The sequence below is a fragment of the Aestuariivirga sp. genome (assembly GCF_020252395.1).
In the GTDB taxonomy this organism is placed as follows: domain Bacteria; phylum Pseudomonadota; class Alphaproteobacteria; order Rhizobiales; family Aestuariivirgaceae; genus Aestuariivirga.
In genome coordinates this window covers 63942-86641 of sequence record NZ_JADCDB010000007.1, presented here as the reverse complement: position 1 = coordinate 86641, position 22700 = coordinate 63942, and the positions used below count along the sequence as shown (strand labels likewise).

Annotated in this window: 20 protein-coding genes; 11 read left to right on the top strand and 9 right to left on the bottom strand. The window is 65.7% G+C overall.

All coding sequences use genetic code 11. The features are described from left to right. Window positions 1–8: 8 nt before the first annotated feature. Genes ccoP through ccoN form a run of 4 tightly spaced genes read right to left on the bottom strand, consistent with a single transcriptional unit; the run spans window position 9 to window position 3389 of the window. Window positions 9–896: a cytochrome-c oxidase, cbb3-type subunit III gene (ccoP, locus tag IOC82_RS05460; RefSeq protein ID WP_290545171.1), complete on the bottom strand. Its 888-nt coding sequence runs from the start codon at window positions 894–896 to the stop codon at window positions 9–11. A 3-nt stretch (window positions 897–899) separates the two neighbouring features. Beyond that, window positions 900–1061 carry a cbb3-type cytochrome c oxidase subunit 3 gene (locus IOC82_RS05455; RefSeq protein WP_290545170.1) on the bottom strand — a complete coding sequence of 54 codons (162 nt, stop codon included), beginning with the start codon at window positions 1059–1061 and terminating at the stop codon, window positions 900–902. Window positions 1062–1066: 5 nt separating this feature from the next. Then, entirely contained in the window at window positions 1067–1792 is a 726-nt protein-coding gene (gene ccoO, locus IOC82_RS05450; RefSeq protein WP_290545169.1) for a cytochrome-c oxidase, cbb3-type subunit II, read from the bottom strand. A 19-nt stretch (window positions 1793–1811) separates the two neighbouring features. Then, entirely contained in the window at window positions 1812–3389 is a 1578-nt protein-coding gene (gene ccoN, locus IOC82_RS05445) for a cytochrome-c oxidase, cbb3-type subunit I (protein WP_290545168.1), read from the bottom strand. Window positions 3390–3686: 297 nt separating this feature from the next. On the opposite strand from ccoN, the gene IOC82_RS05440 reads away from it, so the two are divergent. Next, the gene (locus tag IOC82_RS05440; RefSeq protein WP_366935648.1) at window positions 3687–7193 is read left to right on the top strand and encodes a NahK/ErcS family hybrid sensor histidine kinase/response regulator; all 3507 of its coding nucleotides are present in this window, start codon (window positions 3687–3689) and stop codon (window positions 7191–7193) included. Between the two features lie 184 nt (window positions 7194–7377). Here IOC82_RS05440 and IOC82_RS05435 read toward each other — a convergent pair whose 3' ends face one another. The 4 genes from IOC82_RS05435 to IOC82_RS05420 all read right to left on the bottom strand — a co-directional run bounded on the left by IOC82_RS05435 (window position 7378) and on the right by IOC82_RS05420 (window position 10966). Beyond that, window positions 7378–8442 carry a M48 family metallopeptidase gene (locus tag IOC82_RS05435; protein ID WP_290545166.1) on the bottom strand — a complete coding sequence of 355 codons (1065 nt, stop codon included), beginning with the start codon at window positions 8440–8442 and terminating at the stop codon, window positions 7378–7380. A 4-nt stretch (window positions 8443–8446) separates the two neighbouring features. After that, window positions 8447–9517: a YjgN family protein gene (locus IOC82_RS05430; RefSeq protein WP_290545165.1), complete on the bottom strand. Its 1071-nt coding sequence runs from the start codon at window positions 9515–9517 to the stop codon at window positions 8447–8449. Between the two features lie 87 nt (window positions 9518–9604). After that, the gene (locus tag IOC82_RS05425; RefSeq protein WP_290545164.1) at window positions 9605–10258 is read right to left on the bottom strand and encodes a response regulator transcription factor; all 654 of its coding nucleotides are present in this window, start codon (window positions 10256–10258) and stop codon (window positions 9605–9607) included. A gap of 69 nt (window positions 10259–10327) precedes the next feature. Then, window positions 10328–10966 carry a hypothetical protein gene (locus tag IOC82_RS05420; RefSeq protein ID WP_290545163.1) on the bottom strand — a complete coding sequence of 213 codons (639 nt, stop codon included), beginning with the start codon at window positions 10964–10966 and terminating at the stop codon, window positions 10328–10330. Window positions 10967–11050: 84 nt separating this feature from the next. Here IOC82_RS05420 and IOC82_RS05415 point away from each other — a divergent pair, with 84 nt between their 5' ends. The 10 genes from IOC82_RS05415 (at window position 11051) to IOC82_RS05370 (ending at window position 21747) form a co-directional block, all read left to right on the top strand. Continuing rightward, on the top strand, window positions 11051–13339 hold the full coding sequence (locus tag IOC82_RS05415) for an NADP-dependent malic enzyme (protein ID WP_290545162.1): 2289 nt from the start codon (window positions 11051–11053) through the stop codon (window positions 13337–13339). A gap of 12 nt (window positions 13340–13351) precedes the next feature. Further along, window positions 13352–15343: a hydantoinase/oxoprolinase family protein gene (locus IOC82_RS05410; protein WP_290545161.1), complete on the top strand. Its 1992-nt coding sequence runs from the start codon at window positions 13352–13354 to the stop codon at window positions 15341–15343. A gap of 278 nt (window positions 15344–15621) precedes the next feature. Then, window positions 15622–16110 carry a hypothetical protein gene (locus IOC82_RS05405; RefSeq protein ID WP_290545160.1) on the top strand — a complete coding sequence of 163 codons (489 nt, stop codon included), beginning with the start codon at window positions 15622–15624 and terminating at the stop codon, window positions 16108–16110. A gap of 126 nt (window positions 16111–16236) precedes the next feature. Continuing rightward, a complete protein-coding gene (locus IOC82_RS05400; RefSeq protein WP_290545159.1) occupies window positions 16237–17004 on the top strand; it encodes a TerC family protein in 768 nt (255 codons plus the stop codon). Between the two features lie 83 nt (window positions 17005–17087). Beyond that, window positions 17088–18743 (top strand): energy-dependent translational throttle protein EttA, encoded by a 1656-nt coding sequence (gene ettA, locus IOC82_RS05395; protein ID WP_290545158.1) that lies wholly within the window; start codon window positions 17088–17090, stop codon window positions 18741–18743. Window positions 18744–18828: 85 nt separating this feature from the next. Further along, window positions 18829–19428 carry a L,D-transpeptidase gene (locus tag IOC82_RS05390; RefSeq protein ID WP_290545157.1) on the top strand — a complete coding sequence of 200 codons (600 nt, stop codon included), beginning with the start codon at window positions 18829–18831 and terminating at the stop codon, window positions 19426–19428. Window positions 19429–19531: 103 nt separating this feature from the next. Beyond that, a complete protein-coding gene (locus IOC82_RS05385) occupies window positions 19532–20146 on the top strand; it encodes a L,D-transpeptidase (protein WP_290545156.1) in 615 nt (204 codons plus the stop codon). A 6-nt stretch (window positions 20147–20152) separates the two neighbouring features. Beyond that, window positions 20153–20845 (top strand): YafY family protein, encoded by a 693-nt coding sequence (locus IOC82_RS05380; protein ID WP_290545155.1) that lies wholly within the window; start codon window positions 20153–20155, stop codon window positions 20843–20845. A gap of 60 nt (window positions 20846–20905) precedes the next feature. Continuing rightward, window positions 20906–21328, top strand: a complete 423-nt coding sequence (locus IOC82_RS05375) for an SRPBCC family protein (RefSeq protein WP_290545154.1) — start codon at window positions 20906–20908, stop codon at window positions 21326–21328. Then, on the top strand, window positions 21325–21747 hold the full coding sequence (locus tag IOC82_RS05370; RefSeq protein ID WP_290545153.1) for an EVE domain-containing protein: 423 nt from the start codon (window positions 21325–21327) through the stop codon (window positions 21745–21747). The genes IOC82_RS05375 and IOC82_RS05370 overlap by 4 nt, the downstream gene beginning before the upstream one ends. On the opposite strand, the gene IOC82_RS05365 is transcribed toward IOC82_RS05370, so the two are convergent. After that, window positions 21739–22623, bottom strand: coding sequence for a LysR substrate-binding domain-containing protein (locus IOC82_RS05365; protein ID WP_290545152.1), 885 nt, complete (start codon window positions 22621–22623; stop codon window positions 21739–21741). The genes IOC82_RS05370 and IOC82_RS05365 overlap by 9 nt on opposite strands. Window positions 22624–22700: the final 77 nt, after the last annotated feature.

The window sequence follows — 22700 nt, the reverse complement described above, 5'->3', positions numbered from 1 at the left end:
CCTGATCGTTACTGGGTGACGGGCGCTTCGCCACCGCCCAGCGAGTGCACGTAGATCGCAAGTTCCTTGATCGCCGCATCATCGAGGCGCTTGGTCCAGGCCGGCATGACGCCCATGCTCGGCTTGTGAATCTGGGCCTTCACATTGTCGATGCCACCGCCATAGAGCCAGAGTTTGTCGGACAGGTTGGGGGCCCCGAACTCCCGGTTGCCCTTGCCGTCCTCGCCATGGCAGGCCGCGCAATTCTCCGCGAAGATCTGCTTGCCGGCGTCGGCCTTGCCCGCATCCGCCGTTTCGCCCGAGAGCGTCATGACGTAGTTGGCGACCTGGTCGATCTGCTCCGGCGTCAGGATGCCGTCGATTCCGAAGCTGGGCATCTGCGAGTCACGGGTGTTGGGATCGTCCGAGTAGCGGATGCCATGCTGCAGCGTCACGTAGATAGCCTCGGGCGTTCCGCCCCACAGCCAGTCGTCGTCGTTGAGGTTGGGGTAGCCCTTGCCGCCTGCCGCACCCGCGCCATGGCACTGCACGCAGTTCACCTTGAAGGCCGCTGAACCGCCCGCCTGCGCATAGGCGAGGAGCTTGGGGTCCTTCAGAATGTCAGGAAGGCTCATCGCGGCGATCTTGTCCACGGTTTCCTTCTGGCTGGCGGCGGCGGCCGCCATCTGCTGCTCGAGCTGGCCGCGAGAGGTCCAGCCGAGCACGCCCCTGCTGGCGCCGCCGGGCAGCGGCCAGGCCGGATAAAGGATCGTGTAGCCGATGGCCCAGATGACGCAGGCATAGAAGGTGTAGAGCCACCACTTGGGGAGCGGCGTGTTCAGCTCCTTGATGCCGTCCCAGGTGTGTCCGGTGGTCGCGGTTCCCGAGACGTCGTCCTTTTCTATGTTCGTTGCCATTTGTCAGTCCTCGGAACCGTTATCCAGGGGGATTTTCGCCAGCCTTTCGTATTCGGCCTTGGAACCGGGCCGGAAGACGAAGACGATAGCGCCGATGAAGAACAGGAACATCGCGACGAGGCCCCAGCTATCCGCCAATTGGCGCAGTAAGGTGTAATGTTCCATCGCCATCACCTCGACATGTCGGCTTTGAAGGTCGAGAAATCGACGAGCGTGCCGAGCACCTGGAGATAGGCGATCAGCGCGTCCATCTCGTCAAGCTTGCCGTCGCCTCCGAAGTCGCGGGCAACCGCCTTCGGATAGCGCTTGAGCAGGCCTTCGGTGTTCTGGCCAGTGGCCTGGGCCACCATGTCGGCCTCGGCGTTGTCGATGTCCTCCTGGCTGTACATGCCGCCCTTGCCGTTGTTCACCGTGAGGTTCATGGCCACCAGGTTGGCGCCGAAGCCCTTCGGATCGAGGGGCTTCTCCGCAAGAAAGGGGTAGCCCGGCATGATCGACTCCGGCACGACGTCGCGCGGATTGACCAGGTGCTGCCTGTGCCACTCGTCGGAGTACTTGCCGCCCACGCGCGCCAGATCCGGGCCGGTGCGCTTCGAGCCCCACTGGAAGGGGTGGTCGAACTGCGACTCGGCGGCGAGCGAGTAGTGGCCATAGCGTTCGACCTCGTCCCGGAAGGGGCGGATCATCTGGCTGTGGCACACGTAGCAGCCTTCGCGCACGTAGACGTTGCGGCCCGCCAACTCGAGGGGCGAATAGGGACGCATCCCATCCACCTTCTCGATCGTATTCTGGATGAAGAACAGTGGAACGATCTGGACGAGACCGCCGATGGTCACCACGAGCAAGCTGAATATCAGCAGCAGCGTGGCGTTCTTTTCGAGTGCTTCGTGCTTCATGGCGCCGGTGTCCTTGTTCTTATGCCGCAGCCGAAACCATGCCGACAGGCTGGCTCACGGGCTGGGCGCCCTTGATGGTGCGGTAGAGGTTGTAGACCATGATCAACCCGCCCACGAGGAACAGGGCGCCCCCGAAGGCGCGGATCACGTAGTACGGGTGCATGGCCTCGACCGTTTCCACGAAGGAATAGGCGAGGAAGCCGTTGGCATCGTACTCGCGCCACATCAGGCCCTGCATGATGCCGGCAACCCACATGGCCGCGGCGTAAACCACGATGCCCAGCGTTGCGAGCCACACATGCCAGCTGACGAGGCGCAGCGAGTAGACTTCCTTGCGGCCCCACAGGCGCGGGATCAGATGATACATGCAGGCCATCGAGATCATGCCCACCCAGCCAAGAGCGCCGGAGTGAACGTGGCCGATGGTCCAGTCGGTATAGTGCGACAGCGAGTTGACGGCCTTGATGGACATCATCGGGCCTTCGAAGGTCGACATCCCGTAGAACGCGACCGAGATCACCATCATGCGCAGCACTGGGTCCGTGCGGAGCTTGTCCCAGGCGCCCGAGAGCGTCATCAGGCCGTTGATCATGCCGCCCCACGAGGGCATCCACAGCATAATCGAAAACACCATGCCCAAGGTCTGCGCCCAGTCGGGAAGCGCCGTGTAATGCAGGTGGTGCGGACCGGCCCAGATATAGAGGAAGATCAGCGACCAGAAGTGCACGATCGAAAGGCGGTAGGAATAGATCGGCCTATTGGCGCGCTTCGGGATGAAGTAGTACATCATGCCGAGGAACCCGGCGGTGAGGAAGAAGCCCACCGCGTTGTGGCCGTACCACCACTGCGTCAGCGCGTCCTGTACGCCCGAGAACAGCGAGTAGCTCTTCGAGCCGAAGACCGAAACCGGGATCGACAGGTTGTTGACGATGTGCAGCATGGCGATCGTCACGATGAAGGCGAGGTAGAACCAGTTGGCCACGTAGATGTGGCTCTCCTTGCGCTGCAGCAAGGTGCCGAAGAACACCAGGAAATAGGCGACCCAGACGACGGTGAGCCAGAGATCGACGTACCACTCGGGTTCGGCGTATTCGCGGCCCTCGGTGACGCCGAGGAGATAGCCCGTGGCGGCCAGCACGATGAACAGCTGGTAGCCCCAGAACACGAACCAGGCGAGGTTGCCGAGCGCCAGCCTGGTGCGGTTCGTCCGCTGCACCACGTAGAAGGAGGTGGCGATCAGCGCGTTGCCGCCGAAGGCGAAGATCACGGCCGATGTGTGCAGCGGGCGCAGGCGGCCGAAGTTGAACCACTCGAGATCGGGGTTCCAGGCCGGATAGGCGAGCTGCAGGGCAATCACCACGCCGACGAGCAAGCCCACCACACCCCAGAACACCGTGGCGATGGCGCCGTAGCGCACCACGCCGTCCATGTAGCCCGAGGTGTCGGGCGCGGGCTTGCCGAAGCCGCGGGCCTTGAAGATGAGGGCGAGAATCGCCGCCAGCGCGAAGATGAACATGTGGATGGCGAAGGGCGTGTCCACCGCCTTGGCCCCCATGGTGATGGCAAACAGGGCGAGAAGGCCCCAGAGGGCCATCATCACCATGGCGCCGCCCCCGGAGGGCTGTCCCTTTTGTGTCAGTGTACCAGCCCCCATCGGAGACCCCCTTTCTGAAAATAATCCACCTGCACGAATGCGTTTTGGGGCGGGCAGGGGCATTGACTTGGATCAACAGGTTGCGGAGGCTTCCACGTCTGCGTGACGATTTGCGCACAAAGTCGGGGGGGCCGGGAGCGCTGAAAGCGTCGTCTCCCGCTTGAAGCAGCGGGAGAGAGGACATGTGCCCTTGATTCGGCGGGCGCACGCGCCGATCATCGCTTCGCGATGCTTGGGCAATTGACCATTCTGGGCGCGGGGCTGGCCTATCTGGGGGCGCTGTTTGCGGTGGCGGCGTGGGGCGACCGGCGGTCCAGGACCTCGACCACCCGGGCCGGGCGGCCCCTGACCTATGCCCTGTCGCTGGGGGTCTACTGCACGTCTTGGACCTATTTCGGCTCTGTGGGAATCGCCTCGCGCACCGGATTGGACTTTCTGCCCGTTTACCTGGGGCCGATTCTGGTCTTCGCGCTGGGTTGGAAGCTGATCCAGTCGATTGCCACCCTCACCAAGCGGCACAATATCGCATCCATCGCCGACTTCCTCTCGGCCCGTTATGGCAAGTCGGAGGCGCTGGGGGCGCTGGTGACGGTGATTGCGGTGATCGGCATCGTTCCCTATATCTCGATTCAGCTGAAGGCCGTGGCGGTGGCGCTGCACGTGCTGGTCTCAGAACCGCAATGGTCGCGCGACATCCTGCCGCCGTCCTCAGGCCTCGACGGTTTGTCGCTGTTCGTGGTGCTCACCATGGGCATCTTCGCCATCCTGTTCGGCACGCGGCACATCGACACGACCGAGCACCAGGACGGCATGATCCTGGCCATTGCCGTCGAATCGATGGTGAAGCTCATCGCCTTCGTGGCGGTGGGCCTGTTCGTGGTGTTCGGCATGATGGGGGGCATCGCCCCTTTCCTCGAAAGCGCCACGGCAGACCCGCGGGTGCGCGGCCTGTTCTCCGGCGGGCTCGATGGCGGGCAGTGGCTCACGCTCACGCTGCTCGCCGCCTTCGCAGTCGTCCTGCTGCCGCGCCAGTTCCACGTGGCGGCGGTGGAGAACGCCAATGCGGGGGAAGTCAAGCGCGCCGCCTGGCTGTTCCCGCTTTATCTCGTGGCCATCAACCTGTTCGTGATCCCAATCGCGGTGGCGGGCCTCCTCCTGCTGCCCAAGGGGGCGGACGGCGACACCTTCGTTCTGGCGCTGCCGGTTGCGGCGGGGAACCCGTTCATCGCGCTGATCGCCTTTATCGGCGGGCTTTCGGCCTCCACCGCCATGGTGATCGTCGAGTGCGTGGCGCTCTCCATCATGGTGAGCAACAATCTGGTCGTTCCGCTGCTGCTGCGCCGCCAGGTGGAGCGGGCCAGCCTGCACCAGGACATGGGCGAAACGCTGATCCTGATCCGGCGCTTCGCCATCATCTTCGTGCTCGCTCTTGCCTATGCCTATTACCGGATGATCGGCGCCCCAGTGGCGCTGGCCCAGGTGGGGCTGCTCTCCTTCGCGGCGGTGGCGCAATTCGCGCCGGCCTTCTTCGGCGGACTTGTGTGGAGGCGCGCCACGGCGCGGGGCGCCATGTGGGGCATCACGGCGGGCTTCCTCGTCTGGGTCTATACGCTGCTGCTGCCGGCCTTTGCCGACGCAGGCTGGATGGGCCGCGGCTTCATCGAGCCGGGACCCTGGGGGATCGGCCTGCTCAAAGCGCGCGCCCTGTTCGCCATGGAGTTCGACACGCTGACCCATGGCGTGATCTGGAGCCTGCTCGCCAATATCGCGGCCTATGTGGCGGGCTCGCTCACCCGCCAGCCGACGCCCATCGAGCGGGTGCAGGCCACGAGCTTCGTGTCGCGCGATATCCAGGCAGGCAACGGCACCGGCTTCAAGCTGTGGCGCACTGCAGTCACGTCCGACCGGCTGGAGGACACGGTGGCGCGCTATATCGGCGCGGACCGCGCGCAGGCCGCCTTCGAGGGCTTCCGGGCGCAGCAAGGGCAGACCGGGGTGAAGGGTGGGGAAGCCGACGTGCGGCTGATCCGCTTCGCCGAGCATCTGCTGGCCTCCGCCGTGGGTGTCGCCTCGGCCCGCCTCGTCATCGCGCTGATGCTGGAGCGGCACTCGACGCATGCCCGCGGCGCCATGAAGCTGCTGGACGATGCCTCGGCCGCGATCCAGCACAATCGCGATCTCCTGCAGTCGGCCATCGACAACGTGGACCAGGGGCTCGCCGTGTTCGAGCCGGGCCTGACGCTGATCTGCTGGAACGCGACGCTGCAGGACTTCCTCGGGCTGGGGAGCGACCTGAACCGGGTGGGAACACCAATCACCGAGGTGCTGGGCGCCTTTCTGGCGCGCACCGCGGCGGGCAAGGGCGCGGCCGACGACCGGGTGCGCAGGATTGCACTCACCCACGACGTGTTCCGCGAGCGGCGCACCGACACGGGCCATGTCTTCGAATTCCGCTCGAGCCCGATGCCGGATGGTGGCGTGGTCGTGACCGTGATCGACGCCACCGAGAGTGTGCTGGCGGCGGAAGAGCTGCAGCGGGTGAACGAGTCGCTCGAGCGCCGCGTGACGGAGCGCACCGCACAGCTCACACAACTGAACGAGCAGTTGGCCGCCGCCAAGGCCGAGGCCGATGCGGCGAACCTGTCGAAGACGCGCTTCATCGCGGCGGCGAGCCACGATATCCTGCAGCCTTTGAACGCCGCGCGGCTCTTCACCTCGACTCTGGTCGAGCGCATGAAGCGCTCCAAGGATGGCGAGCTGGTGCGCAACGTCGATTCCTCGCTGGAGGCGGTGGAGGAGATTCTTTCCGCCCTCCTCGATATCTCGCGGCTCGATGCCGGGGCGATGAAGGCGGAGGCCCAGCCCTTCCACATCGACGGCATATTGCAGGCGCTTACGGTGGAATTCGGGCCGGCGGCGCGCAAGAAGGGGCTGCAGTTCACCGTGGTGCCCTGCGGGCTGACGGTTCACTCCGACCGCAAGCTGCTGCGCCGTGTGCTGCAGAACTTCGTGTCCAACGCCATCAAATACACGAAGGAAGGCCGCGTGCTGATGGGCTGCCGGCGGCATGGCGATCTACTCAGGATCGGGGTGCATGACACGGGGCCGGGCATCCCCGAGTCGAAGCTGGAGATCATCTTTCAGGAATTCCAGCGGTTGCAGAGCGATGGCGATGGAACGTCAGGCCTGGGGCTCGGCCTCTCCATCGTCGAGCGCATGGCGAAGGTGCTGGAGACGCCCGTTCACGTGCGCTCGACACCGGGCAAGGGCTCGGTCTTCGCGGTGGATGTGGCCGTGGCGGCGGAGCGGCTGCGCGTGACCGCCGTTCCCAAGCCGCGCAAGGCGCAGCCGCCGGCACTGGCCGCCGCGGTGCGCGTGCTCGTCATTGACAATGAGCGGCCGATCCTCGAGGGCATGGAGATGCTGCTCACCGGCTGGGGCAATATCGTGCACACCGCGACGGGCCTGGAAGAGGCGCTCGCGGCACTCGCCGCGGCGGACGGCAAGGTGGACATGATCCTCGCCGATTATCACCTCAACAACGAGGACGGGATTTCGGTGATCCGTGCACTGAGGACCCGTGCGCGGCGGCCAATCCCCGCCGTGCTGATCACCGCGGACCGCACCCCGGCTGTGGCGGACCTCGCAGTTGCCCACGACGTGCACCTGCTCAGGAAGCCGGTGAAGCCGGCGGCGCTGCGGGCCGCGATGTCGCATGTGGCGATCCGGGCGGAGGCGGGGGTCTGATCCTCATTCCGGCATCGCCGCGAAAGTATAAGAAAGTTCGGATATAAGGAAAAAAAAACCTTGACAGCGCGCGCTCGGTGTGCTATGGTCGGATATTCTCAACAATTGGGTTTCGGGATGGCCTGCTCCACTTCGGTGCGGGCTGTTTATGCTTGGAAAGGGGGCGGGAATGGCGGGTCTGGCGTTACTGTGCGCCACCTTTTTTGCTCTCATCCGTTGGACAGTCCTTGCACCAGCCCAGCGCGCGGGCTTCGGCCTCCGCGGCGGCGCGGCGGTCGGCGGCGCCGGGGTGGGTGGAGAGCATGGTGGTTTGGTCCGAACCGGAGGCGCCGGCGGTGATGCGGTCGAGGAGGTCGATGAAGGCGAGAGGGTTGCGGCCATCGCTGACCATGATGGCCACACTGCGCTTGTCGGCGGCATCCTCGAACTCGCGGGAATAGGCGAAGGTCTGGAGCACGGCGGCCTGGTTGACCGCGTCATGCACCAGCTGGCCGGAATCGCCGCCGGCCAGCACCACCAGGGCGCTCAGCCCCAGCGCGCGGTAGACCTGCTGCAGACTGTGGCGCTGCTCGACATGGCCCACCTCATGGGCCAGCACGCCAAGGATCTCGTCATCCGACCGGGCCAGCTCGATGAGCTGGTCGGTGATGATGATGGTGCCGCCGGGAAGCGCTATCGCATTGGGTCCAATACGGCCGCCGTCGCGGAACAGGAGCTCGTAATCCTGGGTCTCGACCAGGGGTGCCGTGAGGCCGGCGAAGAGCGCGCGGATGTGGGCGGTGCGCTGCTCCGGGAGCTTAGAGGGTTCGAAAATGAAACGGTCGACGGTGTCGAGCGTGCCCTCGTTCATCATGCCGGAGATCGCCGGGGGGGTGATATCCGCCGCGGCGCGGGCGGCGAGCGGCAGGCCGTAGCGGTAGGTGACGGCAAGCAGCAGGATGGTGATGACCCCGGCCGCGGCGGCATATTTCCAGCTCGCCTCCAGCCAGTGGGCCACGGCGAAGAAGCGGTCCTGCCGCGGCAGGAGGCCATCGACCGGCGCATCGGCGGGGACCTCGAGCAGGCTGCCATCGGCGAAGGACAGCTTGCGCGGCAGGCGGCCGAGTTTTTCCGAGATGCCGCGCAGCTGCGGGCGGCGCGGATGCTCCTCGCCATCGACCAAGAGGCTGAGGCCCTCCGCATCGCGGGCGAGCCGCGCCGGGCGGCTGAGCGAGCGTTGGGCGTCGAAGAACAGGCCTGCCACATCCATGGTGCTAGAGTCCGAAATCGAAGCCGCCGAGATCGAGATATTCGGCGGCGGCGACGCTGCTTTTTTGGCTTTCGCGGCCGAGGAAGCCATCAAGCGGGCCTGCCGGGTGGAAGTGCGTCGATTGCGCAAGATAGCGCCAGTGCCGCACCGAGGCCACCGGCCAGAGCAGGCCCAACGTGCCCAGCACCATCAGCGCATTGCTGATCATGATCCACACATAGCGCCGGCGCGACAGGGTGGAGGACAGGCGGTGACCGCCGTCCAGTGTGGTGGTGTTGAAGACGATGTTGCGGACGCCGGCGCGATAGGCGTAAAATACTAAGAAGTAGGAGATGTAGAAGGAAATCACGCCCAAAAGGATGAAGATGGCCACCCTGTCATCTCTGCTGCCGCCCGTCACCAGGCGGGATTCCAGCATCAGGCCGCCGAACACCAGCACGGCCAACACGATGAGGAAGAACATCGTGGCGCCGAGATTGGCATAGAGACGGCCAAGCGGCGCATCGGTGTCGAACCAGGCGGTTCCAAAGCGCGTGTGGCTGCCCAGGTAATTGGCCCGGAAGCCGGAGGAGAAGGGGGCGAGAAGCCCCGCCGAGATGATGGCGAGCAGCGGCATCAGCACGAAGGCGCCCAGCCCCGCGAAATAGGCCCCCTGGAAGCCGAAGCGGAGGTTGCGGTAGCTCGTCATCTGGGCATTGAAGGCCAGCGACTGGTTGATGAACCACGGCAGCGCCACCAGCCAGGGAACGATCAGCAGCAGAAACACCGGACTGGTCTGGCTCAGAATATTCACCACCATCAGCGTGCCGACCACGATGAGCCGGCCGATGAGAATGCGGACAGGATCGGCGTGGTAGTCGAAGCCATGGCCCTGAAGCAGCGTGTTGCCATAGAAGTAGCGCAGCCGCCGGACCTTGGCCCAGGCGGAATAGATGCCCAGCGTGACGACGGTGAGCATAAGGTTGACGATCCAGATGCGATAATATTCGCTGGCGCTGCCGGTGAAGACGAAGGGTTCGGCCGGGCCCAGCGGCGCGGCGGCATCGGTTGGCTGTGGCCCGGACCCGTTGTTCATGAATTGTTTTCCTCCCCCAAGGTCATGCTTGGGCGCATAATGAATGGAAGGGCGGCGACAGCCAATGGCGGGCGTAGACGGCCAGGGTTAATGCTCCGCCGCCGCCACGCCGTCGATCCTGGCGGCGGCGATCACGGCCTGGGTGCGGCTGGAGACGTTGAGCTTCTGCAGGATGGCCGAGACATGGGCCTTGATGGTGGCCTCCGAGACGTTCAGCTCATAGGCGATCTGCTTGTTGAGGAGGCCTTCCTTCAGCATCATCAGCACGCGGATCTGCTGGGCGGTGAGGGTGGCGACGCGGCGGGCGATCTCCTCGCCCTCCTTGCCGGCGGCGGAGGACTGGGCAGACCCCTCGGGCACCCAGATATCGCCCTTGAGCAGCGCATTGACGGCGCCGACGATGGTGTCGATGCCAGCGGTCTTGGGGATGAAGCCGCAAGCGTTGAGGTTCAGCGCCTTCTGCACGAGGCCGGGGTCATCCGCCGCCGTGATCACCGCGACGGGCACGTTGGGGTATTGCGCGCGGAGGTAGATCAGGCCCGACAGCCCCTGGACTCCCGGCATGCGCAGGTCGAGCAGGATCAAGTCGAAGTCATCGTCCTCGTCGAGCAGTGCGGTGGCCTGACCGAGGGAGCCTGCGAGCGACACCCGGGCGTTGTCCACACCGCCGGAGACGGCGTGCTTCAGCGCCTCGCGGAACAGCGGGTGGTCATCGACGATCAGGATGCGCGTTGCCGCCATGGTTCAAAGGTTCTCCCCAATCCACCCGCGGCGATCTTCACCCAAGGGGAAGCGCTTGGCAAGCCTGGGCTATTCGATGGTCCCGCGGGGAGAGGACCCGAGCCGGCGCCTGGCATCGAGGAAGGTGCGGCGCATCCAGGGCACGTCAGGCGCCTGCCAGTTGGGAGGAAGCCCCACCACCATGTCGAAAAAGGCGATGGCGTTGGCGGGGTTCTCCGCCACGTTCTCGCGGAAGCTGTCCCAGAATCCGGGGTCGTCCGCAACACCCGACTCGGCCGGCTCGCCGGCCCCCATTTCGCGCAGCACGGCGGCCGCAACCGAGAGGCAGAAACTCGTGTAGGCATAGCCTTCCGGCCAGCGCTTCAGCCGGTGGTCGATGGTGGCGGGCAGCGCCGGCAGGCCTAGCCCGTCCGGCACGATGGCGGTGATGGGACGGGCGGCCAGGAGCTCCTTCAGCATCATGCCGGCGGCGAAAATGGTGAAGTCCTTGCGGTCAAGGCCGGCCAGGTGCTTGGTCTGGTCGAAGTTCTGTCGCCAGCGGGAGAAGGCCTCGGCGAGGGCCGCGTGGTCCACTTCCGCCGCGAGGCCCGTGCCCTTGAACAGGAGCTCGATGTTCTTCTCGAAGCTCCACAGGATCGTGCGGAAGCGGCGCGCCTCGTGGGCGAGGTCGCCGACTTTCCCGACTTCGGTCTTGAGGGGCGTAAGCATGGTCTCAGTCTAGCCCCAAGGGGCGGAGGCTTGCAAATCGGCGGCGAACGGGGCCACAAAGGCCTCCGAAGAGGGGAATTCCAGATGCCGTCACCCATGTCGAGCGACCTGAAGTCGGGCGCGCTGTTCTATCACGCCGAGCCGAAGCCCGGGAAACTGGAGATCCGCGCGACGAAGCCGCTCGGCAACCAGCGCGATATGGCATTGGCCTATTCGCCGGGTGTCGCCGCCGTGTCCGAGGCGATCGCCGCCGATCCGGCCCTGGTGTCGAAATACACCAGCCGGGCAAACCTGGTGGGCGTGGTCACCAATGGCACGGCGGTGCTGGGGCTTGGCAACATCGGGCCGCTCGCCGCCAAGCCGGTGATGGAGGGCAAGGCGGTGCTGTTCAAGAAATTCGCCGACATCGATGTGTTCGACATCGAGCTGGCGGCAACGAGTGTCGAGAGCATGGTGGCCTGCGTGGCGGCGCTGGAGCCGACCTTCGGGGGCATCAACCTCGAGGACATCAAGGCCCCGGAGTGCTTCGAGATCGAACAGCAGCTCCGTGAACGGATGAATATTCCGGTGTTCCACGACGACCAGCACGGCACGGCGGTGATCGTGGGGGCGGCCGTCACCAACGCGCTGATGCTGGCGGGCAAGGACATCGCCAAGGTGAAAATCGTGGCGAGCGGCGCGGGGGCCGCCGCACTCGCTTGCCTCAACCAGCTCGTGAGCCTCGGAGCGAAGGTGGAAAACATCTGGGTGACCGACCTCGAAGGCGTGGTGTTCAAGGGCCGCGGGAAACTGATGGACCGGTGGAAGGACGTTTTCGCCAAGGACACGCAAGCGCGCACGCTTGCCGATGTGATCGCCGGCGCCGACATCTTCCTTGGCCTTTCGGCGGGCGGCGTGCTGAAGCCGGAGCTTGTGAAGCAGATGGCCAAGGACCCCCTCATCCTGGCGCTGGCCAACCCCAACCCGGAAATCATGCCGGAGGAGGCGGTGGCGGTGAGGCCCGATGCGATGATCTGCACCGGGCGGTCGGACTATCCGAACCAGGTGAACAATGTTCTCTGCTTTCCCTACATTTTCCGCGGTGCGCTGGATGCGGGCGCCTCCACCATCAACGAGGCGATGAAGCAGGCGGCGGTGAACGCCATCGCGGGGCTTGCCCGCGAAACGCCGTCGGACGTGGTGGCCAGGGCCTATGGCGGCGAGGCGCGGCTGTTCGGCAAGGAGTCGCTGATCCCCGCGCCGTTCGATCCCCGCCTCATCTTGCGTGTCGCGCCGGCGGTGGCCCGGGCGGCGATGGAGAGCGGTGTTGCCACAAGGCCCATCGCGGATTTCGATGCTTATGAAGAGCGGCTGGGGCGCTTCGTGTTCCGCTCCGGCTTCGTGATGCGGCAGATCTTCGCCGCGGCCAGACAAGCGCCGAAGCGGGTGATCTATGCCGATGGCGAGGACGAGCGCGTGCTGCGCGCGGCCGAGGTGCTGCTGGAGGAGGGCATCGCCAGGCCCATTCTCATCGGCCGGCCGGCGGTGATCGAGAACCGGCTCAAGCGTTACGGACTCACCATTCGTCCGGGCACGGATTTTGCCATCGTCAACCCCGAGGATGATCCGCGCTACAAGGACTATGTGCAGACCTATGTGGATGTGGCGGGCCGCCGCGGCATCACGCCCGATGCGGCGCGGACGCTGGTGCGCACCTCGACGACTGTCATCGCGGCGCTGGCGCTCAGGCGAGGCGAGGCCGATGCGATGATCTGCGGGCTTGAAGGCCGCTACCGCGCCAAGCTCCGCCACATCCGCGACATCGTTGGGCTGGCTCCGGGCGCGCGCGAATTCGCGGCGATGAGCCTGATGATTACCTCGCGCGGCATCGTGTTCCTGACCGACACGCATGTGCAGGCGGAGCCTTCGGCGGAGGCCATGGCGGACACGGTGCTGATGTGCGCCGCCCACGTGCAGCGCTTCGGCATCACGCCCAAGGTTGCGCTCGTCGCGCATTCCGATTTCGGCGACTTCGACACGCCGATGACACTTCGCATGCGGGCTGCCCTCGCGATGGTTCATGCCCGCGCGCCGGACCTGATGATCGACGGCGAGATGAAGGCCGATACCGCGCTGATCGAGGCGGTGCGGCAGCGTAAGCTGCCGTCGTCCACCTTGAAGGGCGAGGCCAACCTGCTGGTGATGCCCGGCTTGACGTCCGCGAATGTCGCCTACCAGATCATGAAGGTCTTCGGCGACGCGCTGCCCGTTGGCCCCATCCTGCTTGGCACGGCGAAACCGGCGCATATCCTGACCGGCTCCGTCACCTCCCGCGGTGTCGTGAATATGACGGCCATTGCCGTTGCCGAGGCAGCGACCGGGGCCCGGGGCTGATGATCTAGGCCAATGACAGCAAAGACTTACCTGATCGGCGTCGATACCGGGGGAACCTATACCGATGCTGCCGTGATCGAGGCCCAGGGGCACCGTGTGGTGGCCTCCGCCAAATCCATCACCACCAAGGGCGACCTCTCCATCGGTGTGACGGGAGCGATTACGGCTGCGGTGGCGAAGCTGCCCGACGGGTTGAAGCCGGAGGACATCTCGCTCGTTTCCGTCTCCACCACGCTTGCAACCAATGCGGTGGTGGAGGGGCATGGCTCCGCTGTGGGCGTGATCCTGATCGGCTTCGACCAGGCCATGGCGGAGCGCACCGGGATCGCCAAGGCCTTCCCCGGCATGCCGATTGCCATGATCGGCGGCGGGCATGACCACAATGGCGAGGAATTAAAGCCGCTGGACGCCGGGGCGCTGGCCAGTGCTGTTGCCGCCATGCCGGTCGATGCCTTCGCCATTGCCTCGGCCTTTGCCGTGCGCAACCCCAAGCACGAGCAGCGCGCCCGCGAGATCGTGGCGCAGGCGACGGGGAAGCCGGCAACGCTGTCGACCGAGCTGACCTCCGCCCTCGACGCGCCGCGCCGCGCGCTGACGGCAGTGCTGAATGCGCGGCTGATCTCGCGCGTGTCGATGCTGATTTCCGCCGTGCGGCGCTCGATGAAGGAACTCCGCATCGACTGCCCGCTGATGATCGTGAAGGGCGACGGCACGCTGGCCCTTGCCGAGCGCGTGGCGCTCAGGCCCATCGAAACGGTTCTCTCCGGCCCCGCCGCCAGCCTTGTGGGGGCATCCTGGCTGTGCGGACGCAGCGACTTCATCATGTCCGATATGGGCGGCACGACGACGGACCTGGGCGTGCTGCGCGACGGGCGGCCGCAGGTGGCGGAGCAGGGGGCCGAGGTTGGCGGCTGGCGCACCATGGTGAAGGCCATCGATGTCAAGACCATTGGGCTGGGTGGTGACAGCGAGATTGCCATCGGGCTCAATGGCGCGATCGCCGTGGGCCCGCAGCGCGTTGCGCCCGTCTCGCTGCTGGCGTCCCGCTACCCGGAAGTCGTGGCGATGCTCGAAGCCGATCTCGCCGACACCGAGGGCGGGTCGCTGCACGGGCGTTTCGTGCTGAAGCCCTTCGGCGCCACTGCGTCATTGACCGCCGAGGTGACGCCCAAGGAGGCCGATCTGCTGGCGATGATCGGCGAGCGGCCGAAGCCCATCCGCAAGATCGCCGTTTCCTCCGCGGCGCAGCGCGCGCTCGCCTCGCTGAAGCGCAAGGGCCTCGTGCAGACGGGCGGCTTCACGCCGTCGGATGCTTCTCACGTGCTGGGGCTGCAGGACAACTGGCCAGGACCCGCGGCGGAACTCGCGGCGAAGCTGATGGTGCGCTTCCGCGACATGAAGCTGGGCGATGCGGCGCGCGTCGAGGCCTTCTGCCGTGAGGTGTGGTCGGAAACGGTGCGGCTGACCGCGAAGGTCATCCTCGACACGGCCTTCGGCAAGAGCTTCGGCGCGCATGAACTGGTGGATGCGGTGAGCTCCGGGCGTGGCAGGCTGGGGCTGGCGAAGGTGTCGCTGTCGCCGGCCCTTCCCGTTGTCGCCGTGGGCGGCCCGGTGCGGGTTTATTACGAGGAGGTGGGCAAACGGCTTGGCTGCGAGATGATCTTCCCTCCCTTTTTCGATGTGGCCAACGCGGTGGGCGCGGCGACGGGCGTCGTGGCGCAGGTGGTGACCGTCTCCGTGGAGGGTGACGGCAGCGGGCTGTTCCGCGTGCTGGGGCCGAAGGGTGCCAGCGTGTTCACGTCAGGCCCGCAGGCGCTGGCGGCGGCGGAAGAGCAGGCGCGTGCGCTGGCGCTGGAGGCGGTGCGGCAGCTCGGCGCCACGGATGCGCAGGTGCAAGTGTCGGTCACCAAGAGCCACCTGCCCGATGCGGTGGACGACAATGGGCTGCTGGAGGCGAAGATCAAGGCTGAAGCGATCGGGCGGCCGGAAACGGGAAGCCGCTGAGGGAGGACCGGGGCTGAAGCCGGGGTGAACCCTGCCGCGTGGCCAGAGCCCTCATCCGGCCTTTGGCCACCTTCTCCCATCCTGCGGACGGGAGAAGGACTCGTGGTGACACCGTCCAACGAGTCCTTGCCGCTAAAGCGGGAGAGGTTGATTGGCCGCAGTCACATGGGTGTTCGCGGCAATCCGCCCAACGCGCGAGGCGGCAATGAGTGCTCCGTTTGCATGACGTTGCATAGTGGGTAAAGCTGCGCCGAGAAACAGTTCTTTGGGTGGTGAGAATGAGGGTGTTGCTCGCGATATGGTGTATCGTCTATCTTGCTTGCACCGTGGGTCCCGGCTCTTACTTGATTTACGCCGGCGCGAAGGAACCAGCGCGTGCCATCTTCGATCACTTCGGGGGAATCGGCGCTCCGATGAACGACAATGTCGTCATCGAAGCCATGTTTTATGGCCTTGGTTTTCTGCTCCTGACGGCTGTGTTATATCTCGCCATCGCCGTTTTGAACGTCGTTGTGCTGGTGGATCTGTTCAGCGGGATGCGCAGCCGCTGGGCATTCCGCTATCTGGCCATTCTGAACGTGGTGTGTTGCGCGATCCTTGTCCTCCCGGCCGTGTGGCTTCGGATCAACTGGCCAACGGCTGCCATTCAGTACATCGTCTTCATTATCGTTCCTTCGTTTGTGTTCTTGCTAGGCCAGGCGTTGGCGGTCCTTGCAGTGATGCGGAGCGAGTGGGCTCGCGGTGCCAGCCCGCCTATTGGCGGATGAGGCCCCTGGAACGGTCTCATCGCACGGCGGGACTGCTGGCACAGCCCCGTGCCGGGCGGCGCTCAGGGTTGAAGGGCGGGCTGCTTCGAGCCATAAAGTTGCGTTGGGTATTTGGGGGGCACGGGCATGCAGGACTTCTTTGCGGAGCATTTTACCTTCATCACGACCGCGGAGGGCTGGGTGGCGCTGGTGACGCTGGTCGCCATGGAGGTGGTGCTCGGCATCGACAATCTGATCTTCATCTCGATCCTGTCCAACAAGCTGCCCGAGGCCGAACGCTCCCGCGCCAGGCGGCTGGGCATCGGCGGGGCGCTGATCATGCGCCTCGTGCTGCTGGCCGCGGTGGCATGGATCGCGCAGCTGACGCAGCCGGTGTTCGCGGCCTTCGGCCAGTCCTTCTCGTGGCGAGACCTGATCCTGCTGGCGGGCGGGCTCTTCCTGGTCTGGAAGGCGACGAAGGAAATCCATCACTCGGTTGACCCCGATGACGGCAAGGAGAACATGATGGGCCAGGCGACGCTGACCATCGGCGGCGCGATCTTCCAGATCCTGCTCTTGGACCTCGTGTTCTCGGTCGACTCGATCATCACCGCGGTGGGCATGACGGACCATCTGGCGATCATGTATATCGCGGTGATCGTGGCCATGGCGGTGATGCTGTTCGCGGCCGACCCGCTGGGCCGCTTCATCGCGGCGAACCCGTCGATCGTCATACTGGCGCTGGGCTTCCTCCTCATGATCGGCATGACGCTGATCGCCGACGCCTTCGAGTTCCACGTGCCGCGCGGCTACGTCTATGCCGCCATGGGCTTCTCGACGCTGGTGGAGGTGCTGAACCTCATGGCGCGGCGGGCGCGAAGGAAGAAGGGTGCGTTGGACCCGGGGCATGGATAGACGTCTTTTCCCGGCTTGCGGGAGAGCGCGCCGATCGGCTAGAAGCGGCGCAAATCCCTCAGTGCTGAAAGAGATCTTACACGATGGCCCGTCAGTTCATCTATCACATGCAGGGCCTCACCAAGGCCTATGCCGGCGGCAAGAAGGTGCTGGAGAACATTCACCTCTCCTTCTACCCCGATGCCAAGATCGGCATCCTCGGGCCCAACGGCTCGGGCAAGTCCACCCTGCTGCGCATCATGGCGGGCATCGACAAGGAGTGGAACGGCGAGGCCTGGCTGGCCGACGGCGCGACGGTCGGTTACCTGCAGCAGGAGCCGGAACTCGACCCGGCCCTCGACGTCATGGGCAACGTCATGGAGGGGGTGGCCCATAAGAAGGCGATCCTCGACGAATACAATGCGCTGATGGCCGACTATAATGACGAGAACGCCGAGAAGGCCGGCAAGCTGCAGGATGTGATCGATGCCCAGAATCTGTGGGACCTCGACTCCCAGGTGGAGCAGGCGATGGATGCGCTGCGCTGCCCGCCGGGGGATGCGCAGATCGACAATCTCTCCGGCGGCGAGAAGCGCCGCGTGGCGCTGACCCAGCTGCTGCTCCGGAAGCCTGACCTGCTGCTGCTCGACGAACCGACCAACCATTTGGACGCGGAGTCTGTGAACTGGCTGGAGCATCACCTGCGCGACTATCCGGGCGCCATCATGATCGTCACCCATGACCGCTACTTCCTGGACAATGTGACGGGCTGGATTCTCGAGCTCGACCGCGGCCGCGGCATTCCCTATGAAGGCAATTATTCCGCCTATCTTGGCCAGAAGGCCAAGCGCTTCGCGCAGGAATCGCGCGAGGATGCGGCGCGCGAGAAGGCGCTGGCGCGCGAGTCGGCGTGGATTTCCGCCAGCCCCAAGGCGCGGCAGGCCAAGTCCAAGGCCCGCATCAAGGCCTATGACGAGCTGCTGAAGGTGAACGAAGACCGCCTGAAGTCCACGACCGCGCAAATCATCATTCCGCCGGGCGAGCGGCTGGGCAATACGGTGATCAATGTCGAGGGCCTCAGCAAGGCCTATGGCGACCGGCTGCTGATCGACAATCTGTCGTTCAAGCTTCCCCCCGGCGGCATCGTGGGCATCATCGGCCCGAACGGGGCCGGCAAGACGACATTGTTCCGTATGCTGACGGGGCAGGAGAAGCCGGACAAGGGCGCCATCACCATCGGCGAGAGCGTGCATCTGGGCTATGTCGACCAGTCGCGCGATTCCTTGGATCCCGATAAGACGGTCTGGCAGGAAATCTCCGGCGGCAACGACGTGATCTATCTGGGCAAGCGCGAGATGAATTCGCGCGCCTATACGGGGGCCTTCAACTTCAAGGGCGCGGACCAGCAGCAGAAGGTGGGCAACCTCTCGGGCGGGCAGCGCAACCGCGTGCATCTGGCCAAGATGCTGAAGTCAGGCGCCAATGTGCTGCTCCTCGACGAGCCGACCAACGACCTCGACACCGAAACGCTGGCGGCGCTTGAAGAGGCGCTGGAGGATTTCGCGGGCTGCGCGGTGGTCATCAGCCACGACCGCATGTTCCTCGACCGTCTGGCCACCCACATCCTCGCCTTCGAGGGCGACAGCCATGTGGAATGGTTTGAGGGCAACTTCCAGGACTACGAGGAAGACAAGAAGCGCCGCCTGGGCGAGGACAGCGTGATGCCGAAGCGCATCAAGTACAAGCAGTTTGCAAGGTAGTTCCGGACTCACGGGTGATGGTTCAGCACGCCTTGACGAAATTTCGGCGCATTTCTGAACGATTTCTTACGGCATGGAGGTGGCCATGTCTCTCGACCGGCGGGCAGTGCTTAAACTCGGTTTTGCGGCGGGATGCTTGGCGGGCGGGACCGCTGGCCTTCGGGCGGAGGAGGTTGCGCCGGTTTTCGCCTCGGAGGCCCAGCAGGTGCCTTACCGGTTCCGGCGGCGCGACGTGTCGTATGAGACGGCGGAGCCGCCCGGCACGATCGTCGTGGATACGCCGCAGCGGTTCCTCTATTTCATCACCGGCCCCGGCACGGCCACGCGCTATGGCGTGGGCGTGGGCATTCGCCAGAAGCTCTGGTCGGGCGAGGCCGTCATCAAGCGCAAGGCGGAATGGCCCGTGTGGCACCCTTCTCCGGAGCGGCTGGCGCAATTTCCGAAGCTGATCAGATACGAGCCCGATGGAATGCCGGGCGGCGCGGACAATCCGCTGGGAGCGCGCGCCATGTATCTCTATCAGGGCGATGCCGACACGCTCTACCGCATCCACGGCACCAACCGGCCCACCGGCATCGGGCGGCGGGTCACGTCCGGCTGCATCAGCATGCTGAACATCGACGCCGTCCATCTCTATGACCGTGTCCCTATCGGCACGCGCGTGGTGGTGCTGCCTGCCGCTTAAAGCCTTCGATCGCGCCTGCGGGAGACCGGGAGCAGAGGTGGATGACGCCGCCGGCGGCGCGTGCTAGGAAGCCCGGACTTTCAACCCTCGCGACTCGGATGCCATGACCCTCTCCCGCCGCCTGTTCCTTGCCTCGCTTGCCGCCGCCGCCGCCGCCGCCGCGACCCCGGCGCTTGCCGATGATGTTCCCGCGCCGGACCTGAGCCAGGAGCCCTTCCCGGTGAAAGACGACGAGCGCAAGGTCGAATACAAATATCGCCGCAAGCAGATGGCGTACAACACTTCGGAAGCGCCCGGAACCATCGTGGTCGATCCCAAGGCGCGCTTCCTCTATTTCGTGCTGGGGAACGGCGAGGCGATCCGCTATGGCGCGTCGGTGGGCAAGCAGGGCCGGACCTGGTCCGGGCAGGCCACCATCGGCCGCATGGAAAAATGGCCGACCTGGACACCGACGCCCGAGCACATCGCGGAATTCCCCAAGCTGGTGAAATACGTGCCGGGCGGCATGCCGGGTGGCCCCGAAAACCCGATGGGCGCGCGCGCCCTCTATCTCTATCAGGGTGACGTCGACACCATCTACCGCATCCACGGCACCTATGACCCCTCGATGATCGGGCGCAAGAAGACCGCGGGCTGCGTGAGCCTCTTGAACGTCGATATCATCGACCTTTACAACCGCGTCCAGCTTGGCACCAAGGTGGTGGTGCTGGAGTACTAGGCACGCGTGACCCGCTCCACCAGGCTCCTCGCCATCATCCAGTCGCTGCGCCGCCGGCGGCGGCCGGTGGCAGCGGCGGTGCTTGCGGATGAACTCGGCGTGTCGGAGCGCACCATCTACCGTGATATCGCCACACTCGTGACGGAGGGGGCTGCCATCCGCGGTGGCCCGGGGCAGGGCTATGTACTGGATGGCGGCTTCATGCTGCCGCCCCTGATGTTCAGCGATGCGGAGATCGATGCCCTGGTGCTTGGCCTTCAGCTTGCGGCGCAGGAGGGGGATGAGGAGCTTGCGGAAGCCTCGGACAATGCGCTGGCCAAGCTCGCCGCCGTGCTGCCGCCGGAGCGGCGGCGGCTGATGGAGGAGTCCGGTCTGGCCGTAGCCCCTCGCAGTGACGTGGATGACGTTCGCGTGTCCATGCCGATGCTGCGTCAGGCCCTGCGCGAGGAACGCAAGCTGCGGCTTCGCTACCGCGACAGAAACATGGCGGTGACGACGCGCATCGTGTGGCCCGTGGCGCTGGCATTTTTCGATGAGGCGCAGATTCTGGCAGCCTGGTGCGAGCTCCGCCAGGACTTCCGCTCCTTCCGGCTGGACCGCATCGCCGCCGCCGAGCTGCTGGAGGAGCGCCTGCCGAAGCGCCGCGCCACGCTGATGCGCGCCTGGCGCGAGGCGGTCGGCGCGCCGGACCCCGGCTGATCCGCTCCTGACAGAAACTGTCAGCGCCATGCGATAGCATCTCCACAACAGGAGAGCGCCATGCCCACACGCGATTTCGAAAGCACCGTCGAGACAAGCCCCGAGCGGCTGTTCGCCGCTTTGGCCGATATCGGCTCCTGGCCGGAGTGGGACCTGGCACTTGAGCGCATCGATCATGATGGCCAGGCGGTGCGCGCAGGCACCGCTTTCCGCCTCAAGCCGAAGAGCGGGCCCGCAGTGACGATGCGGGTCGAGGCGTGCGATGGCCCACGTCACTTCGCCGTAAGCGCGCGCCTGCCGCTGGCGCGCATGCGCACCGCCTATCGCCTGCTTCCGGCGGACGGCCGCGGCACACGCGTTTGCGTGCGCGTCGAGACGCGGGGCCTTCTGGCCTTGATGTGGGACAGGCTGATCGCCGCGCCGCTGGAGGAGGCGGCGGCCGCCCATGCGCAGGACCTGGCTGCCTTTGCGGAGCGCAGGTGAGCGCCCGGCGCGACTGGCTGGCGGTGGCCAGTGCGGAACATGTGGCGCGCGGCTTTGAGGGCGGCTTCATGCAGGTGTGCCACGGCAAGAACGCGCCGCTGCGGCGGCTCCGCGCGGGCGACCGTATTGCCTATTATTCGCCGGGCCCGCTGATGGGCGGCCCTGCCACGCTCAGGAGCGTTACAGCCTTCGGCGTGGTGGCTGATGAGGTGCTCGAACAGGTGGAAATGGCGCCGGACTTCCGCCCCTGGCGGCGGCGTGTCGGCTGGATTTCGGACCGTGCCGTTCCCATCCACCGCCTGCGAGCCGATCCGCGCTTCGTGCTGGCAGGGCCCGGCTGGGGGGTGAAGCTGCGCTTCGGCTTGCTCGCCATCGATGCGGCGAGCATGGACATGATCGCGCAAGCCATGTCAGGCTGACGCGGCTTCCTTCAGCACCCAGTCCCTGAACAGCCTGATCTTGGCGGTCCTGCGGTGTTCGCGCGGGTAGGCGAGGTAATAGCCTTCGCCCGATGTGGCGGTGATGCCGAAGAGCTGGACGAGCTTTCCCGCGGCGAAGCTCTGGGCCTCGAAGCGGGGGGTGATGATGGCGATGCCGTGGCCGGCGAGCGCCACGCTCGCGGCCATTTGCTGGGTTTCGACGTCGATGCCGGGCCTCGTAAAGGTGATGGGCGTGGCAACGCCTGCGGCGCGGAACCAGATGTCCCACCATTCATCCGACGGTGCGATGAGGACGTGGCCCAGCATATCGGCGGGCGTGCGCGGCTTGCCCTCACGGGCGAGGTAGGCCGGGCTCGCAACGGCGGTGAAGGTCTGATCGAAGAGGAGGTGTGACTCGAGGCCGGGCCAGTCGCCGCTGCCCGAACGGATCGCGACGTCGATGCCGTCGGCCGCGAAGTCCGCGAGCGTTGCCGAGATGTCGAGCCTGACCGCGAAATCCGGATGCAGCATCTGGAAGGAGCCGATGCGCGGGGCGAGCCAGTTGCCGGCAATGGTTTGCATGGTGGAGATGGTCAGCACCGAATGCGCCCTGTCGGACACCGCGCGGAAGGCGCGTGACAGGCTGGCGAGGGCCGCCTGCACCATGGGGGCCAATTGCTCGCCGCGCTGGTTGAGCCTGACGCCGCGCGCCTCGCGCACGAAAAGGGGAGCGCCGACGAAGGCCTCGATCTGCTTGATCTGGTAGCTGACCGCCGACTGCGTCATGTTCAGCTCCTCCGCCGCGCGGCTGAGGTTCTGGTGGCGGGCGGCGGCATCGAAGACGCGGATGGTGGTAAGGGGCGGCAGGTCACGCATGGCAAGACACATAAGGCCGTTCGGTGGCCCAGGCCAGCGGGGGGCGGGGCGGAGGCCGGCTTGGCTTTCCGCGGCTG

Coding starts and splice junctions, on each gene's coding strand:
- ccoP (WP_290545171.1), bottom strand. CDS start 896: ATGGCAACGAACATAGAAAAGGACGACGTCTCGGGAACCGCGACCACC.
- IOC82_RS05455 (WP_290545170.1), bottom strand. CDS start 1,061: ATGGAACATTACACCTTACTGCGCCAATTGGCGGATAGCTGGGGCCTC.
- ccoO (WP_290545169.1), bottom strand. CDS start 1,792: ATGAAGCACGAAGCACTCGAAAAGAACGCCACGCTGCTGCTGATATTC.
- ccoN (WP_290545168.1), bottom strand. CDS start 3,389: ATGATGGCCCTCTGGGGCCTTCTCGCCCTGTTTGCCATCACCATGGGG.
- IOC82_RS05435 (WP_290545166.1), bottom strand. CDS start 8,442: ATGGATGTGGCAGGCCTGTTCTTCGACGCCCAACGCTCGCTCAGCCGC.
- IOC82_RS05430 (WP_290545165.1), bottom strand. CDS start 9,517: ATGAACAACGGGTCCGGGCCACAGCCAACCGATGCCGCCGCGCCGCTG.
- IOC82_RS05425 (WP_290545164.1), bottom strand. CDS start 10,258: ATGGCGGCAACGCGCATCCTGATCGTCGATGACCACCCGCTGTTCCGC.
- IOC82_RS05420 (WP_290545163.1), bottom strand. CDS start 10,966: ATGCTTACGCCCCTCAAGACCGAAGTCGGGAAAGTCGGCGACCTCGCC.
- IOC82_RS05415 (WP_290545162.1), top strand. CDS start 11,051: ATGCCGTCACCCATGTCGAGCGACCTGAAGTCGGGCGCGCTGTTCTAT.
- IOC82_RS05410 (WP_290545161.1), top strand. CDS start 13,352: ATGACAGCAAAGACTTACCTGATCGGCGTCGATACCGGGGGAACCTAT.
- IOC82_RS05405 (WP_290545160.1), top strand. CDS start 15,622: ATGAGGGTGTTGCTCGCGATATGGTGTATCGTCTATCTTGCTTGCACC.
- IOC82_RS05400 (WP_290545159.1), top strand. CDS start 16,237: ATGCAGGACTTCTTTGCGGAGCATTTTACCTTCATCACGACCGCGGAG.
- ettA (WP_290545158.1), top strand. CDS start 17,088: ATGGCCCGTCAGTTCATCTATCACATGCAGGGCCTCACCAAGGCCTAT.
- IOC82_RS05390 (WP_290545157.1), top strand. CDS start 18,829: ATGTCTCTCGACCGGCGGGCAGTGCTTAAACTCGGTTTTGCGGCGGGA.
- IOC82_RS05385 (WP_290545156.1), top strand. CDS start 19,532: ATGACCCTCTCCCGCCGCCTGTTCCTTGCCTCGCTTGCCGCCGCCGCC.
- IOC82_RS05375 (WP_290545154.1), top strand. CDS start 20,906: ATGCCCACACGCGATTTCGAAAGCACCGTCGAGACAAGCCCCGAGCGG.
- IOC82_RS05365 (WP_290545152.1), bottom strand. CDS start 22,623: ATGCGTGACCTGCCGCCCCTTACCACCATCCGCGTCTTCGATGCCGCC.